At 68.8% G+C, this 14645-nt stretch carries 14 protein-coding genes; 8 read left to right on the top strand and 6 right to left on the bottom strand.

The window, feature by feature from the left end; all coding sequences use genetic code 11:
• Window positions 1-43 precede the first annotated feature (43 nt).
• Window positions 44-1246: a D-alanyl-D-alanine carboxypeptidase family protein gene (locus FHQ07_RS07415; protein ID WP_139716204.1), complete on the top strand. Its 1203-nt coding sequence runs from the start codon at window positions 44-46 to the stop codon at window positions 1244-1246.
• 18 nt (window positions 1247-1264) lie between these two features.
• Here the strand turns inward: FHQ07_RS07415 and FHQ07_RS07410 are convergent, their stop codons facing one another.
• Complete coding sequence (locus FHQ07_RS07410; RefSeq protein WP_139716203.1) at window positions 1265-2041, bottom strand: EAL domain-containing protein; 777 nt, start codon at window positions 2039-2041, stop codon at window positions 1265-1267.
• Window positions 2042-2115: 74 nt separating this feature from the next.
• Between FHQ07_RS07410 and FHQ07_RS07405 the strand changes: the two genes are divergently transcribed.
• The 4 genes from FHQ07_RS07405 to FHQ07_RS07390 all read left to right on the top strand — a co-directional run bounded on the left by FHQ07_RS07405 (window position 2116) and on the right by FHQ07_RS07390 (window position 6509).
• Window positions 2116-2394 (top strand): DUF493 family protein, encoded by a 279-nt coding sequence (locus FHQ07_RS07405; protein WP_139716202.1) that lies wholly within the window; start codon window positions 2116-2118, stop codon window positions 2392-2394.
• Window positions 2382-3092: a lipoyl(octanoyl) transferase LipB gene (lipB, locus tag FHQ07_RS07400; RefSeq protein ID WP_139716201.1), complete on the top strand. Its 711-nt coding sequence runs from the start codon at window positions 2382-2384 to the stop codon at window positions 3090-3092. The genes FHQ07_RS07405 and lipB overlap by 13 nt, the downstream gene beginning before the upstream one ends.
• 24 nt (window positions 3093-3116) lie before the next feature.
• A complete protein-coding gene (gene lipA, locus FHQ07_RS07395) occupies window positions 3117-4124 on the top strand; it encodes a lipoyl synthase (protein ID WP_139716200.1) in 1008 nt (335 codons plus the stop codon).
• Window positions 4125-4331: 207 nt separating this feature from the next.
• Window positions 4332-6509 (top strand): carboxy terminal-processing peptidase, encoded by a 2178-nt coding sequence (locus tag FHQ07_RS07390; protein ID WP_139717937.1) that lies wholly within the window; start codon window positions 4332-4334, stop codon window positions 6507-6509.
• 22 nt (window positions 6510-6531) lie between these two features.
• Here FHQ07_RS07390 and FHQ07_RS07385 read toward each other — a convergent pair whose 3' ends face one another.
• On the bottom strand, window positions 6532-7032 hold the full coding sequence (locus tag FHQ07_RS07385) for an Lrp/AsnC family transcriptional regulator (protein ID WP_139716199.1): 501 nt from the start codon (window positions 7030-7032) through the stop codon (window positions 6532-6534).
• A gap of 68 nt (window positions 7033-7100) precedes the next feature.
• Between FHQ07_RS07385 and yedA the strand changes: the two genes are divergently transcribed.
• The 3 genes from yedA (at window position 7101) to FHQ07_RS07370 (ending at window position 9952) form a co-directional block, all read left to right on the top strand.
• Entirely contained in the window at window positions 7101-8009 is a 909-nt protein-coding gene (gene yedA / locus FHQ07_RS07380; protein ID WP_139716198.1) for a drug/metabolite exporter YedA, read from the top strand.
• On the top strand, window positions 8006-8923 hold the full coding sequence (gene rarD, locus FHQ07_RS07375) for an EamA family transporter RarD (RefSeq protein WP_139716197.1): 918 nt from the start codon (window positions 8006-8008) through the stop codon (window positions 8921-8923). Before yedA ends, rarD begins: the two co-directional genes overlap by 4 nt.
• Window positions 8924-9007: 84 nt before the next feature.
• Complete coding sequence (locus tag FHQ07_RS07370; RefSeq protein WP_139716196.1) at window positions 9008-9952, top strand: IS481 family transposase; 945 nt, start codon at window positions 9008-9010, stop codon at window positions 9950-9952.
• Here the strand turns inward: FHQ07_RS07370 and FHQ07_RS07365 are convergent.
• The 4 genes from FHQ07_RS07365 to FHQ07_RS07350 are packed head-to-tail and all read right to left on the bottom strand — an operon-like array spanning window position 9949 to window position 14427.
• Window positions 9949-11256 (bottom strand): ABC transporter permease, encoded by a 1308-nt coding sequence (locus FHQ07_RS07365; protein WP_139716195.1) that lies wholly within the window; start codon window positions 11254-11256, stop codon window positions 9949-9951. The genes FHQ07_RS07370 and FHQ07_RS07365 overlap by 4 nt on opposite strands.
• Window positions 11257-11268: 12 nt before the next feature.
• On the bottom strand, window positions 11269-12429 hold the full coding sequence (locus FHQ07_RS07360; RefSeq protein ID WP_139716194.1) for an ABC transporter permease: 1161 nt from the start codon (window positions 12427-12429) through the stop codon (window positions 11269-11271).
• Between the two features lie 12 nt (window positions 12430-12441).
• Window positions 12442-13131: an ABC transporter ATP-binding protein gene (locus tag FHQ07_RS07355; RefSeq protein WP_139716193.1), complete on the bottom strand. Its 690-nt coding sequence runs from the start codon at window positions 13129-13131 to the stop codon at window positions 12442-12444.
• A 33-nt stretch (window positions 13132-13164) separates the two neighbouring features.
• Window positions 13165-14427, bottom strand: a complete 1263-nt coding sequence (locus FHQ07_RS07350; protein ID WP_139716192.1) for an efflux RND transporter periplasmic adaptor subunit — start codon at window positions 14425-14427, stop codon at window positions 13165-13167.
• Between the last annotated feature and the right edge of the window lie 218 nt (window positions 14428-14645).

Here is a 14645-nt window from a genome sequence, read left to right as displayed (position 1 = left end):
CCGCTACATGCCGCGCACGGCGCGGCCTTCAGGAGTGTTGTTGATGCGTTCGCGTTTGCTGCTTGTCGTCGCGCTGGCCACCGCCGGCCTCGCCTTCGCCCAGACCCCGGTCCCCGCGCCTGCCGCCAGGCCGGCCGCGCTCAGCGACAACCTGCCGATCCCGGATGCGCCCGCGCCGGCCACCAGCAAGGCCTGGCTGATCATGGACTTCGCCACCGGCCAGGTGCTGGCGGGTCAGAACGTCGACACCCCGGTCGAGCCGGCCAGCATCACCAAGGTGATGACCAGCTACGTGATCGCCGCGGAAATGGCCGCCGGCAAGGTCAAGGCGACCGACCAGGTGATGATGACGGAGAACGCCTGGCGCAGCGGCGGCGCCGGTACCGACGGCAGCTACAGCGGCTTCGAGGTCAACAAGACCGCGCCGCTGGTGGACATGGAAAAGGGCATGGTGGTGCAGTCCGGCAACGATGCCGCGATCGCCCTGGCCGAGCACGTCGCCGGCAGCGAGCAGGCCTTCGCCCAGCTGATGAACGCGTATGCGGCGAAGATCGGCATGAAGGCCTCGCACTTCGTCAATCCGCACGGCCTGTCGGCCGAAGGCCACATGACCACCGCGCACGACCTGGCCCTGCTCGGCCGCGCGCTGATCCGCGATTTCCCCGAGGCCTACAGCTACAACAAGATCAAGGAACTCACGGTCGGCCCGATCACCCAGCCGAACCGCAACCTGCTGCTGTGGCGCGATCCGTCGGTGGACGGCATCAAGACCGGCCATACCTCCAGCGCCGGCTACTGCCTGATGGCCTCGGCCAAGCGCGGCGACCAGCGCCTGATCACCGTGGTGATGGGCGACAGCAGCGAGAACCAGCGCGCGGTGGATTCGCAGGCGCTGCTGAACTGGGGCTTCCGCTTCTACGAGTCGCACAAGCTGTACGACGCCAACAAGTCGCTGGCCACGCCCAAGGTGTGGAAGGGCGGCGCGGACACGGTGGCGGTGGGCGTGGTCGAACCGCTGCTGGTGTCCACCCCGCGCGGCAAGTACGACCGCCTGCAGGCCAGCATGGACCTGCCGAAGTCGCTGGAAGCGCCGATCGCCAAGGGCCAGAAGATCGGCATGGTGAAGGTGACCCTGGACGGCAAGGTGGTGGCGCAGTCGCCGCTGGTGGCGTTGCAGGCGGTGGAAGAGGGTGGCTTCTTCAAGCGCCTGTGGCATTCGCTGCTGATGTGGTGGCAGTCGGTCTAGGCCGCCGCCGCCCCGGCATCAGCGATGAGCGGCATGCCAGGCGATGAAGGCCTCCGCCGGCAGCGGCGGTGAATACAGCCAGCCCTGCGCCCATTGCACGCCGATCGCGCGCAGCGCATCAGCCTGCCCGGCGTGTTCCACGCCCTCGGCGACGAAGCGCTGGCGGCCGACCTTCACCAGGCTGGCCAACTCCTCCACGGTGACGCCGTCGCCGGCGCTGCCGATCCGCGCGATGACGCTGCGGTCCAGCTTGAGCACGTCCACCGGCGTGCGCGCGAACGCCAGCATGCTGCCGCCGTCGATGCCGATGTCGTCCATCGCGATCAGCACCTCGTCGTCCTGGGCGATCGCGCGCAATTCCTGCAGGCCCAGGTGGTCGGGCGCGCCGCGTTCGGTGATCTCCAGCAGCAGCCGGCTGCGCACCTTCAGCAGGTTGGCCTTGTAGGCGGCGTACTCCAGCCCGCCGCGCCCCAGGATCTCGGGCGGCACGTTGATCGCCACGTGCACGTCCTCATGCGCGCGCAGCCAGTCGCCGAGCTCGCTGGCCATGCGGTCGATCACCCAATAGGTCAGCAAGCCGGAGACCGGGGTGTTCTCGATGGCAGGGATGAAGGCCAGCGGCGGCACCACGGCGCCGGCGCGCCGCCAGCGCACCAGCGCCTCGCAGCCGATGCAGCGGTCGCCCGCCTGCAGGTCGACCATCGGCAGGTATTCCAGGAACAGTTCGCCGGCGAAGATCGCGCGACGCACGTCCATCGGGTCGACCGCGCTCGCCGTCGTGGCGCTATTGTCCATCGGCTCATCCCCATGGCCTGGCAGCCATCCTACCGCGGCTTGGTTTCGCCGATGGCGGTACCCATAATCGGGGCATGGACATCCATTCCGACAATCCCGAACACGGCTTCCAGTTCCCCGGCACCTTCGAGCTGAGCGCGATGGGCAGCGCCGACAAGGACCTGGAAACCGCCCTGCCGACCGCCCTGCTCGATGCCGGCATCGAGGTCCTGCACGAATCGGTCAACTGGAAGCACTCCTCGAGCGGCCGTTACGTCTCGGTGCGGATCGCGTTCCGCGCCAATTCGCGCGAGGAGTACGACCGCGCGCACGAAGCCCTGCGCGCGCACCCCGAGGTGAAGTGGACGCTGTAGGCGCCGCTTGCGCGGCGGGCGAGGCGCGCGATGCGGCGGCCCGCGCGGCCGTCGTCAGGGATCTGGGCCGCCAGCCCTACGAGCCGGTGTGGCGCGCGATGCAGGCCTTCACCGACGCACGCAGCGAGGCCACCGACGACGAACTGTGGTTCGTCGAACACGAACCGGTGTTCACCCTGGGCCAGGCCGGCAAGCCCGAACACGTGCTGATGCCGGGCGAGATTCCCGTCATCCATGTCGATCGCGGCGGCCAGGTGACCTACCACGGGCCGGGCCAGATCGTGGCCTATCCGCTGCTCGACCTGAAGCGGCTGAAGATCGGCGTGCGCGACTACGTGTGCAAGATCGAGCAGGCGATCATCGACACCCTGGCCGAGTGGAACATCGAAGGCGCGCGCCGCGAGGGCGCGCCCGGCGTCTACGTCAACGGCGCCAAGGTCGCCGCGCTCGGCATCCGCGTGCGCCGCGGCTGCACCTTCCACGGCCTCGCCTTCAACATCGCCGGCGAAAGCACCGCACCGTTCCTGCGCATCAATCCCTGCGGTTACCAGGGGCTGGAGGTGGTGGCGATGGGCGACCTCGGCGGGCCGTCCTCGCTGGACGCGGTCAAGCCGGTGCTGCTGGCGCAGATGGCGAAACAGTTCGGCCTGTCGCCGCGGCAGGATGCCGCGTTGCCCGAGCTGCTGGCGGCGGCCTGAGCCCGCATCGGCGATAATCGCGGCATGAGCAGCACGCCCCGCACCATCCCGCTGTCGGTCGTCGCCGACGCCGCTACTTCGCCCGAGCATGCCTCGCTGGAACCCGGCGCGCGCCAGGTCGCCGGCGACAAGATCGGCCGTTCGCCGGTGGAATTCGCCGAGGCGCCGGTACTGCGCAAGCCCAGCTGGATCCGCGTGCGCATCCCGTCCGGCAATGCGGTGCAGGCGCTGAAGTCCAAGCTGCGCGAGAACCGCCTGGTCACCGTCTGCGAAGACGCCAGCTGCCCGAACATCCACGAGTGCTTCAGCCACGGCACCGCGACCTTCATGATCCTCGGCGACGTCTGCACGCGCCGCTGCAGCTTCTGCGATGTCGCCCACGGCCGGCCCAAGCCCGCCGATGCCGGCGAGCCGCTGCGGCTGGCGCGCACCGTCGCCGACATGGGCCTGAAGTACGTGGTGATCACCAGCGTCGACCGCGATGACCTGCGCGATGGCGGCGCCCAGCATTTCGTCGACTGCATCCGCGAGACCCGCGCGGCCTCGCCCGGCATCCGCATCGAGATCCTCACCCCCGATTTCCGCGGCAAGGGCCGCATGGAGCGCGCGCTTGCGATCCTGGCCGCGGATCCGCCGGACGTGTTCAACCACAACATCGAGACCGTGCCCGACCTGTACCGCAACGTGCGCCCGGGCGCGGACTACCAGTGGTCGCTGACCCTGCTGCAGCAGTTCAAGGCGCAACACCCCGGCATCCCGACCAAGAGCGGGATCATGCTCGGCCTGGGCGAGACCATGGAACAGGTGCAGGCCACCCTGCGCGACCTGCGCGCGCACGACGTGGAAATGGTGACCATCGGCCAGTACCTGCAGCCGTCGCCGGCCCACCACCCGTTGCTGCGCTACTGGACGCCGGAGGAATTCAAGGCGCTGGAGGACTACGGCTACACGCTCGGGTTCAGCCACGTCGCCTCGGGCCCGATGGTGCGTTCCAGCTACCACGCCGACCGCCAGGCCGCCGGCCTCGCCTGATCCGCCGGAGTCCACCGCCCATCCGGGCGGCCGCGCCGCGTGGCGTGCCGTTCATGCAGGCATGGCCCGGATCGGTAGAGTGGGGGAACGCCCGAGCCACCGAACTTCCGGCACTGTGCCGTGGTCGCATTCAGGCGCAACCTGCAACGACATGCTGGATCAAGCTGGCCCCACGCCGCGGATATCGAAATGAAGCCGACCCGTACCATGCTCGCCCTCTCCCTTGGCCTTGCCCTGGCCGCGCCGCTCGCCTTGCTGGCGCGCGCGGGTGCCGGCAACGGCAGCGATGCGCTGCCGTCCGCGCCGACCAGCGACCAGGCGACGACTTCGCGCCTGGTCTATGGCCTGCTCTCCGACAGCCGCTACGCCTACCGCCCGCGCGCGCTGGACGATGCGCTGTCGCAGGACATCCTCAAGCGCTACCTGGACACCCTCGATCCGGGCAAGGTGTTCCTGACCGCGCAGGACGTGGCCGGCTTCTCGAAGTACGCGACCCGGCTCGACGACGCGATCAAGAGCGGCCAGGTCGATCCGGCGTGGGCGATGTTCGCGCTGTACCGCCAGCGGGTCGGCGAACGCATCGGCTATGCGCGCGGCCTGCTGAAGGGCGGCTTCGATTTCAGCGGCAACGAGCGCTACGAATACGACCGCAAGGACGTGCCGTGGGCGGCGAACGGCGCGGCGCTGGATGCGCTGTGGAAGCAGTCGGTGAAGAACGACTGGCTGCGCCTGAAGCTGGCCGGCAAGAAGCCGGACGAAATCCGCAAGACCCTGGACAAGCGCTACGCGAACATGCTCGACAGCATCAACGAGCTCAAGGGCGACGAGGTGTTCCAGAGCTTCCTCAACGCCTATGCGGCGGCGATCGACCCGCATACCGATTACATGACCCCGCGCAGCGCGACCAACTTCAACATGACGATCTCCAATTCGCTGGAGGGGATCGGCGCGGTGCTGTTCAAGCAGGACGACATGGTCGTGGTGCGCGAGATGGTGCCCGGCGGCCCGGCGCTGCGCAGCGGCAAGCTGAAGCCGGGGGACCGCATCGTCGGCGTCGGCCAGGGCGCGTCGGGCGAGATGAAGGACGTGATCGGCTGGCGCACGGACGACGTCGTCGACCTGATCCGCGGCGCGGCCAACACCCAGGTGCGCCTGGACGTGGTCGCCGCCGAGGCGCCGCTGGACAGCAAGCCGGTGCGCGTGCTGCTGACCCGCGCCAAGGTGCGGCTGGAGGACGCGCGCGCCAAGGCCGAGTCGATCAGCTTGCCGGCCGCGAACGGCGAGCCGGCGCGCCGGATCGGCGTGATCAAGCTGCCCGGCTTCTACCAGGACGTCGAAGCGCGCCGCCGCCGCGACGACGACTACGCCTCGGCGACCAAGGACGTCGCGCGCATGCTGGCGCAGTTCCGCGCGCAGAAGATGGACGGCGTGGTGCTGGACCTGCGCGGCAACGGCGGCGGTTCGCTGAGCGAGGCGATCGAGCTCACCGGCCTGTTCATCGACAAGGGCCCGGTGGTGCAGGTGCGCGAGTCCGGCGGCCGGGTCAGCGTCGAGGACGACGACAAGCCCGGCGTGGCCTGGGATGGCCCGCTGGCGGTGCTGGTCAACCGCGGCTCGGCCTCGGCGTCGGAAATCGTCGCCGGCGCGATCCAGGACTACGGCCGCGGCCTGGTCATCGGCGAGACCACCTTCGGCAAGGGCACGGTGCAGAACATGGTCGACCTCGACCGCTGGCCGGCCAACGAGGAACCGCGCTTCGGCCAGGTCAAGCTGACCATCGCCCAGTTCTTCCGCCCGGGCGGCAGCAGCACCCAGAACAAGGGCGTGGTACCGGACGTGGCGTTCCCGGCCAGCGTGGATGCCAGCGAATACGGCGAGAGCACCTACGACAACGCGCTGCCGTGGACGCGGATCGCGGCCGCGCCGCACGTGCAGTACGGCAATTTCGCCGGGCTGCTCGGCAAGCTGGATGCACGCCACGATGCGCGCATCGCCAAGGACGTGGAATTCCAGTGGTGGGTCGAGGACGTGGCCAAGTTCCGCGAGGAGCAGGCCAAGAAGTCGGTGTCGCTGAACGAGGCCGAGCGCCGCGCCGAACGCGACAAGTTCGATGCGCAGCGCAAGCAGCGCGCCGAACAGCGCAAGCAGCTCGGCATCGCGCTGGATCCGCTGCTCGACGATGCGTCCGACGACGGGCTGCAGGCCAGCGAACGCAACGTGGCCAAGGACGTGGCGCGCGAGGAAGCGGCGAAGAAGTCGCGCGATCCGTTGCTGCGCGAATCGGCGGCGATCCTCGGCGACGCGATCGGCCTGCTCGGCGCGGACGCCAAGCTGTCGGCGCAGGTGTTGCCGCAGGCGCGCAGCGCCGGGCACTGGACCGATTGAGCGGCGAGCGGCCGGCGCGGTTTCAGCCGCGCCGGCGCGATCTCGCGCTCGGCGCCTGCGTCGGCAGGCGCAGGCCGCGCTTGACCGTGTCGAACACCAGCCGGGTCTCGTAGCGCTTGATGTTGCCGTCGACCTTGAACAGGCGCTCGGCGGCCTCCCGGTAGGCGCCGACGCTGGTCGTCGCCATGATCACCAGGTAGTCCCAGTCGCCGGCCAGCTGGTAGCACTGCTGCACTTCCGGCGCGGCGCGCATGCGCGCGTAGAACGCATTGAGCGTGCGCACCGATTCGCGCTCCATCGTCACCCACACCGCGGCCAGCACCACGGCCGGGAACGCCGTCGAATCCAGCACCGCCACCTGCTGCAGCAGGCCGTGCTTGCGGTAGCGGGTGATCCGCCGCTGCACCGCGCTGGGCGAAAGCCCGACCGCTTCGCCGAGCGCGGTCAGGGTGCGCGCGGCATCGTCCTGCAGCAGCGCCAGCAGGCGATGGTCGAAGTCGTCGAGCAGGATCGGAATGGCCACGCAAAAATTTTGCGCGAAGGCGCATGGATTTTCAAACGCGTTCCATGCGCCGGGCGTAGCCTGAGCGGATGAACAGCAATGCCATCGACACCCCGGCCGATTCGGCGGGCCCCCGCGTCGCCCTCGCGCTGGCGGCGGTGTACCTGATCTGGGGATCCACCTACCTCGGCATCCGCTTCGCGCTGGAAGGCGGGTTCACCCCGTTCCTGCTCGGCGGCATCCGCTTCACCGTCGCCGGCGGGCTGATGTTCGCCTTCCTGCGCTGGCGCGGCATGCGCATGCCCACCCCGGCGCAATGGCGCAACGCGGCGGCGCTGGGCGTGTTGCTGATGCTGCTCGGCAACGGCATGGTCAACCTGGCCGAGCAGAGCGTCAGTTCCGGCATGGCCGCGGTGGCGGTGGCATCGGCGCCATTGTGGATGGGCGTCTTCTCGGCGTTGCGCGGCGAGCATCCGGCGCGCATGGAATGGGTCGGGCTCGGGATCGGTTTCCTGGGCGTGCTCTGGCTCAACGCCGACAGCAGCCTGACCGCGTCCAAGACCGGCATGGTCGCGCTGCTGGTCGCCACCCTGGCATGGTCGTTCGGTTCGATCTGGAGCCGCGGCCGCGACCTCGCGCCGCCGGCCATGAACGCCGCCGCGCAGATGCTGTGCGGCGGGATCGCCATGCTCGCCACCGGCCTGCTGCTCGGCGAGCGCATCCACGCGTTGCCGACGCCGCATGCGCTGGGCGCGTTCGCCTACCTGGTGGTGTTCGGCTCCTGGTTCGGTTTCAGCGCCTACATCTGGCTGCTGCACCACGTGCGCCCGGCGCTGGCCAGCAGCTATGCCTACGTCAATCCGGCGATCGCGGTGGCATTGGGCGCCTGGCTGGCGCACGAACGCTTCGGCGCCCATGAGCTGCTGGCGATGGGCGTGATCCTGCTCGGCGTGGTGGCGATCACCGTGGCCAAGGCGACCAAGGCGAAGGCGAGGTGATTGCGGCGGCGGAAACCCGGCGCGGCCTGTGGGCGGCTGCGTTCTCCTTCGTGGTCTGGGGCGTGGTGCCGCTGTACTGGCACCTGCTCAAGGCGGTGCCGTCGCTGGAGATCGTGCTGCACCGGATCGCCTGGAGCACCCTGTTCGTCGGCGCCTTCCTGCTCTGGCGCGACGGCCGCCGCTGGCTGAAGCAGGCCCTGGCGGGGCAGCCCAGGCTGGCCTGGATGCTGGCGCTCAGCGGCATGCTGATCGCGTTCAACTGGAGCCTGTACATCTGGGCGGTGAATGCGGGGCACGTGGTCGAGACTGCGCTGGGCTACTTCATCAACCCACTGCTCAACGTGGTGATCGGCGTGGTGTTCCTGCGCGAACGCCTGCGCCCGCTGCAATGGCTGTCGGTGGCGATCGCCGCGGCCGGCGTGCTGTGGCTGACCTTCAACTACGGCAGCTTCCCGTGGATCGCGCTGGCGCTGGCCGCCTCGTTCGGCCTGTACGGCCTGGTGCGCAAGCTGGCGCATGTGGATCCGGTGACCGGGCTGGGCGTGGAGAGCGCCTACCTGTTCGTGCCGGCCATCGCATGGCTGCTGTGGAACCGGAACCACGGCGCCGGCGGCTTCGGTGCGGGTTACGGCGCGTGGTTGAGCGCGCTGCTGGCGTTCGGCGGCATCCTCACCGCGTTGCCGCTGATCGGCTTCGCCTATGCGGTACGCAGGATTCCGCTGGCCACGGTCGGGGTGATGCAGTACATCGCGCCGACCCTGCAATTCCTGATCGGCGTGTTCGTGTTCCACGAACCCTTCGACCGCGCGCGGCTGATCGGCTTCGCCTGCATCTGGCTGGCGCTGGCGGTGTTCGTCGGCGAGGGCCTGTGGCGTGGCGGGCGCCGGCAGGGCGCGCCGCGCGCGGAGCTCTAGGTGTGATCTCTCGGTAGGTTGTTCATCCGGGGCATCTCTGGAAGATGGGGGTTGCGAAGCCAACCCAGCCCCCAGGAGCCCCGGATGAACCTGCATAAACATGCCCGTTTGAGCCCGCGCGGTCGAGCCCTGCTCGTGGACCGCATCCTTGTTCAGGGCCTTCGCGTCGAAGAAGCAGCGCATGCGGCCGGTGTCAGCGTCCGCACGGCCTACAAGTGGCTCAGACGGTTCAAGGAGGAAGGTCCGCAAGGCTTGGTCGACCGGTCCTCTCGGCCACGCTCCTGCCCGCATGCCACGCCACAGGAGATTGTGCAGCACGTCATCGAGCGGCGCCGCTCACGGCAGACGTATCGGCAGATCGCCGGGCAACTGCCTGTTGCCCCGAGCACCATCGCCCGGCTGCTGCGTCGCGCCGGCCTGCACCGCTTGGCCGAACTGCAGCCGGCAGCGCCGGAGAACCGCTACGAATACGCCTTGCCCGGCCAGCTGCTGCATCTGGACATCAAGAAGCTTGCTCGTTTCCGACAGCCGGGGCATCGGGTCACCGGCAATCGCCAAGTCAACTCCGATGGCATCGGCTGGGAATACGTCCATCTGGCCATCGATGACCACTCCCGCGTGGCGTTCGGCTCCATCGAGCCGGACGAGCGCGGTAGTAGCGCGTGCAGGGCGCTGTTGCGGACGGTGCGCTACTACCGACGCTTGGGCGTGCAATTCGAGCGCGTCCTGACCGACAACGGCGCCTGCTACAGATCGCGTAGCTTCCGGCGTCTGGTCCGTCGGTTGGGCATGCGCCACCTGCGCACGCGCCCCTACACCCCACGCACCAACGGCAAGGCTGAGCGGCTGGTGCAGACCAGCCTGCGCGAATGGGCCTACGCCCGCTCATACGCCAACTCCGAACAGCGAGCCCACGCGCTGCAGGGCTGGCTTCATCACTACAACTGGCATCGACCACATGCCAGCCTTGGCTACAGGCCACCCATCACCCGAATCCCACTGAACAACGTGGTGGGTTTACACATCTAGGCCGCGCGCAACGCCTCGGTCACCGGCAAGCGCGCAGCGCGCAGCGCCGGGAACAACCCGCCGACCAAGCCGATCCCCAGCGCCCACTTCAAGCCGGTCCACAGCAGTTCCGGCGAGACCCGGAACTGGAACACCACCTGGCTGAAGTTCTGCCCCAGCGTGCTCACCGTGTAGCCGTTGAACACCAGCCAGGCGATGCCGGCGCCCAGCAGCCCGCCGAGCAGGGCCAGCAGCATGGTTTCCAGCATCACCGCGGTGACCACCGGCAGGCCGCGGAAGCCGATCGCGCGCATCGTCGCGATCTCGCGGGCACGGCCGGCGACCGCGGCGTACATGCTGTTGAGCGCGCCGAACACCGCGCCGATCGCCATGATCGCGCCGATCACCACGCCGAGCGCGTTGATCAGCTTGGTGAGGCCTTCGGACTGCTTGCCGTAATAGTTGCGGGTGGTTTCGACGTCCAGCTTCAGGCGCGGGTCGGCGGCCAGCGCGGCCTTCAACTGCTTGAAGCCGTCCTTGCCGTCGAGCTTCGCCGTCATCGACTGGAACGCCTGGCGCTGGTACGCCGGGCCGAGCACGTCGGCATCCGCCCACAATTCGGATTCGTGCGAATCGCCGGACTCGAACACGCCGACCACGGTCCACATCTGGTTGGCCAGCTTGAGCTGCTTGCCGAGCTCCAGGCCGCGGAAGCGTTGCTGCGCGCCACGGCCGACCACGATCTCGCGCAGGCCGCCGCCGAACTTGCGGCCCTGCACGATCTTCACCTGCGGCCGCATTTCCCATGCCGCCGGACCGACGCCGCGGAACTGCACGTTGGCGTCGGTGCCGTCGGCCATGCTCGGCAGGTTGATGATCTGCGACAGCTCGGCCGAGGCCAGCGGCTTGCCGTCCACACCCTTGGCGATACCCGGCAGGGTGGAGATCAGCGGCACTTGGTCGCGGGTGATCACCGAATTGGTTTCCGCTTGCGAGCCGGCGCGCAGCATGATCGCGCTGCGATCATCGCCGGTCTTGTCGAGGGTGGCCTTGAAGCCGTTGCCCATCGCCAGCATCGCGGTGAGCACGGCGACCACGCCGGCGATGCCGACCACGATCACCAGCGAGGCGCCCCAGCGTTGCGGCAGGCCGGCGATGCCGATCTTGGTCGCCTCGCGCGCCAGCCGGCCGCTGCGGGTGAGCAACAGCCAGAGCGCGATGGCGATGGCGACGGCGAGCACGCCGAACCAGGGCAGCATGATCCACGCCGCCAGCAGGACGGCCAGCGCGAGCACGGTGAGCAGGCCGGAAAAGAATCGTTTCATGTGCTTGTTCCCTTATCGGCCGGCCAATGCATCGACGATGTTCAGGCGCATGCCGCGCAGCGCCGGCAGCATGCCCGCCAGCACGCCGAACGCCAGCATCAGCAGCACGCCGATCGCCAGGGTCTCGCGCGGCAAGGTGGAAGGCAGCTGGATGAAGCCGCCGCTGCCGGCGACCGCGGCCTGCATCAGCAACGGCGCCAGGCCGAGCCCGATCAGGCCGCCCAAGGCCACCAGCAACACCGATTCGCCCAGCAGCAACAGCAGCACGCTGCGGTTGCTGAAACCGATGGTCTTCAGCACCGCGAGCTCGGGGATGCGCTCGCGCACCGCCTGCGCCATGGTGTTGCCGGTCAGCAGCAGCAGGGTGAAGAACACCGCGCCCATGATCGCGGTGACGATCAGGCCGATGTCGCCGATCTGCTTGGCGAAGGCCTGGTTGAAGGCTTCCTCGGTCTGGGTCTTGGTCTCGTGGTCGGAGTTCGCGCTGAGCGCGTCGATGGCGTGCGCAACGCGATCGGACACCGCCGCGTTCCCCGGCTTGACGATGAACCAGCCGACGCGCCCCTTCACGTAGTCGTTGGCTTCGTCGAAGTACTTCCAGTGGAAGAACAGCACGCGTTCCTGGCCTTTCTGCTTGGGGTCGTCGATGCGGTAGATGCCGCGCAGGGTGAACTCCCAGTTGTTGCTGCCCCTGGTCGGGAAGATCGTGGCCTGCAGCGGGATGGTGTCGCCGACCTTCCAGCCGAACTGCTTGGCCAGCGATTCGCCGACGATGGCGCCGCGCTGGTCGGCCAGCCAGGCCTTCTTCTGCGCATCGGGCAGCTTGAACTCCGGATACAGGTCCAGGTAGTCCGGGCTCACGCTGAAGTTCGCGAAGAAGTTCTTCGGGTCGCGGTAGATGCCGCCGAACCAGGCGGCGTACGCGGCCTGCTTCACCCCCGGGATCGCGTCGATCTGCGCGTCCAGGCTGTACGGCAGCATCTGCGTGATCGACAGCCGCGAGGAGGTGACCATGCGGTTGGCGCCGGAGACCTGGCCGCCGGAATTGAACGCCACCCGCACCGAATCCAGCATGCCGAACAGCAGGAAGGCGGCGACCACCGACAGCAGGGTGAGCAGGGTGCGGGTCTTGCTGCGGAACAGCGCGGCCCAGATCAGGTGGAAATATTTCATCGCGGCGCTCCGTCAGGCGTGCGCGGCTTGCTCGACCAGGTTGCCCTTGTCGAGATGCAGGGTGTGGGTGGCGTACTCCGCGGCCTTGGGGTCGTGGGTCACCATCACGATGGTCTTGCCGTGCTCGCGGTTGAGCGTCTGCAGCAGGCCCAGGATCTCCTCCGCCGAGGCGCGGTCGAGGTCGCCGGTGGGTTCGTCGCAGATCAGCAGGGTGGGGTCGGAGACGATGGCGCGGGCGATGGCGACGCGCTGCTGCTGGCCGCCGGACAGTTCCGCCGGGCGGTGCTTGCCGCGTTCGGCCAGGCCGACCAGCTGCAGCGCGACTTCCGCATTGCGCTTGCGCTGTGCCGCCGACAGCTTGGTCAGCAGCAGCGGCAGCTCGACGTTCTTCTGCGCGGTCAGGGTCGGCATCAGGTTGTAGAACTGGAACACGAAGCCGACGTGGTTGCTGCGCCATTGCGACAGCTGGCCGGACTTCATCGCGTCGATGCGCTGGCCGGCGATCTCGATGCTGCCCGAGCTCGGCGAATCCAGCCCGCCGATCAGGTTGAGCAGGGTGGTCTTGCCGGAACCGGAGGGGCCCATCAGCGCGACGAAATCGCCCTGGTCGATGTCGATGTCGATGCCCTTCAGCACGTCGACCTTTTCGGGGCCGCGCTGGTAGGTCTTGTGCAGGTTGCGGATGCTGACGAGGGTGGACATGGCGGCTCCGTTGGAATGCGTTGTGTTGCCGGATCAGTTGTTGTTCGCGTCGGAAGCCGCTTCCTCACGCGCCAGGCGCACGCGGGAACCGTCGACCAGTTGTTCGGGCGGGTCGAGCACCACCGCGTCGCCGCCGCTCAGGCCCTGCAGCACCTCGCGGTCGTCGCCGAGGGTGCGGCCAAGCTTGAGGGCGCGCTGTTGCACGGCATCGCCATTGATCGCGAAGGCGACATCCTTGCCGTCGCGCTCGACGATCGCCGCGGCCGGCACCAGCACGCCGGGCTTCACGTCCGCCTGCACCGGCTTGGCCGCTTCGAGGAAGCCGACGCGCGCGCCCATGTCGGGGACGATGCGCGGATCGCCCTTGGCATCCAGCCCGACGCGCACCTTGACCGTGGCCTTGCCGCGGTCGGCGGCGGGGATGATCGCGATCACCTTGCCGGGGATCTTCCAGTCCTGGTAGGCGTTGAGGACGGTTTCGGTCGGCATGCCCGGCTTGACCCGGCCGATGAAGGCCTCGCCGACTTCGACTTCCACTTCCAGCGAATCCATGTCGACGATGGTGCCGATGCCGGTGCGGGTATAGCCGCCGCCGGCGGAGAACGGCGAGACGATCTCGCCGGGTTGCGCGGCCTTGGCGATGACCACGCCGGCGAATGGCGCGCGCACGATGGTGTTGTCCACGCCCTGCGCGGAAATCCGCAGGCTGTCGGCGGCCACCTGCGCGTTGCGCTGCGCGGCGGCCAGTTGCGCGCGCAGCGCGTCGCGCTGGGCGATGGCTTGCTCGAACTGCGCGCGCGACACCAGCTTCTGGCCGACCAGCGCCCCCAGCCTTGCGGCATTGGCTTCGGCTTCCTTCAGCTGCGCCTGCACGCCGACCGCCTGGCTGCGCGCGGCCTGCAACTGCGAGGCGGACAGCGCGCGCTGCTGTTCGGCGTCGATCGGGTCGAGGGTGGCCATCACCTGCCCGGCCTCGACCCGCTGGCCTTCCTCGATCAGGATCTCGCGCACCTTGCCGGTGACCTTGGCGCTGACCGTGGCCATGCGCCGCGCCACCACGTAGCCGGTGGCATCCAGCACCGACGCGCTGGACGCGCCGCCGTTGCCGATGGCCACGACTTCGGCGGTGCGCACCTCGATGCCCTTGTCGCGGCCGAACAGGAACCATGCGGCGATGGCGAGCACGAGCACCGCCGCGATGATCGCCAGCGTGATCCACAAGCCCTTGCGCGACACCGGCGGCGGCGCGTTGCGGTCGATCTTCAGCGAGTTGAGCAGGTCGGCAGATGTATTCATGGGCAGGAGCAGGCGGACGCGGGGAATGAAGGGCGGGTGCCACCTTCGTGCATGCGCATCAGGCTGTCAAGTTTCCTTTACATGTCGATGGCGGGGCTGCGGGCGGGATACGGCATGCATGGCCTGGCCGATGCGTGTGCAGGCTAGCGACGGCGACCCGCGCCGTCACCTGACGGTTGTCATGCCGAATGGATGATGCGCGCGACTGCCGGCGCGGG

Source organism: Thermomonas aquatica (genome assembly GCF_006337105.1).
Classification (GTDB): Bacteria; Pseudomonadota; Gammaproteobacteria; order Xanthomonadales; family Xanthomonadaceae; genus Thermomonas; species Thermomonas aquatica.
The sequence above is the reverse complement of the archived record's forward strand: the minus strand, read 5'-3'. Positions and strand labels throughout refer to the sequence as shown.

Bases quoted from the DNA above. Each gene is read 5' to 3' on its own strand.
- FHQ07_RS07405 (WP_139716202.1), top strand. From the start codon at position 2,116: ATGGACATCCATTCCGACAATCCCGAACACGGCTTCCAGTTCCCCGGC.
- FHQ07_RS07390 (WP_139717937.1), top strand. From the start codon at position 4,332: ATGCTCGCCCTCTCCCTTGGCCTTGCCCTGGCCGCGCCGCTCGCCTTG.
- FHQ07_RS07410 (WP_139716203.1), bottom strand. From the start codon at position 2,041: ATGGACAATAGCGCCACGACGGCGAGCGCGGTCGACCCGATGGACGTG.
- FHQ07_RS07355 (WP_139716193.1), bottom strand. From the start codon at position 13,131: ATGTCCACCCTCGTCAGCATCCGCAACCTGCACAAGACCTACCAGCGC.
- FHQ07_RS07365 (WP_139716195.1), bottom strand. From the start codon at position 11,256: ATGAAACGATTCTTTTCCGGCCTGCTCACCGTGCTCGCGCTGGCCGTC.
- FHQ07_RS07360 (WP_139716194.1), bottom strand. From the start codon at position 12,429: ATGAAATATTTCCACCTGATCTGGGCCGCGCTGTTCCGCAGCAAGACC.
- FHQ07_RS07350 (WP_139716192.1), bottom strand. From the start codon at position 14,427: ATGAATACATCTGCCGACCTGCTCAACTCGCTGAAGATCGACCGCAAC.
- FHQ07_RS07415 (WP_139716204.1), top strand. From the start codon at position 44: ATGCGTTCGCGTTTGCTGCTTGTCGTCGCGCTGGCCACCGCCGGCCTC.
- lipA (WP_139716200.1), top strand. From the start codon at position 3,117: ATGAGCAGCACGCCCCGCACCATCCCGCTGTCGGTCGTCGCCGACGCC.
- yedA (WP_139716198.1), top strand. From the start codon at position 7,101: ATGAACAGCAATGCCATCGACACCCCGGCCGATTCGGCGGGCCCCCGC.
- FHQ07_RS07370 (WP_139716196.1), top strand. From the start codon at position 9,008: ATGAACCTGCATAAACATGCCCGTTTGAGCCCGCGCGGTCGAGCCCTG.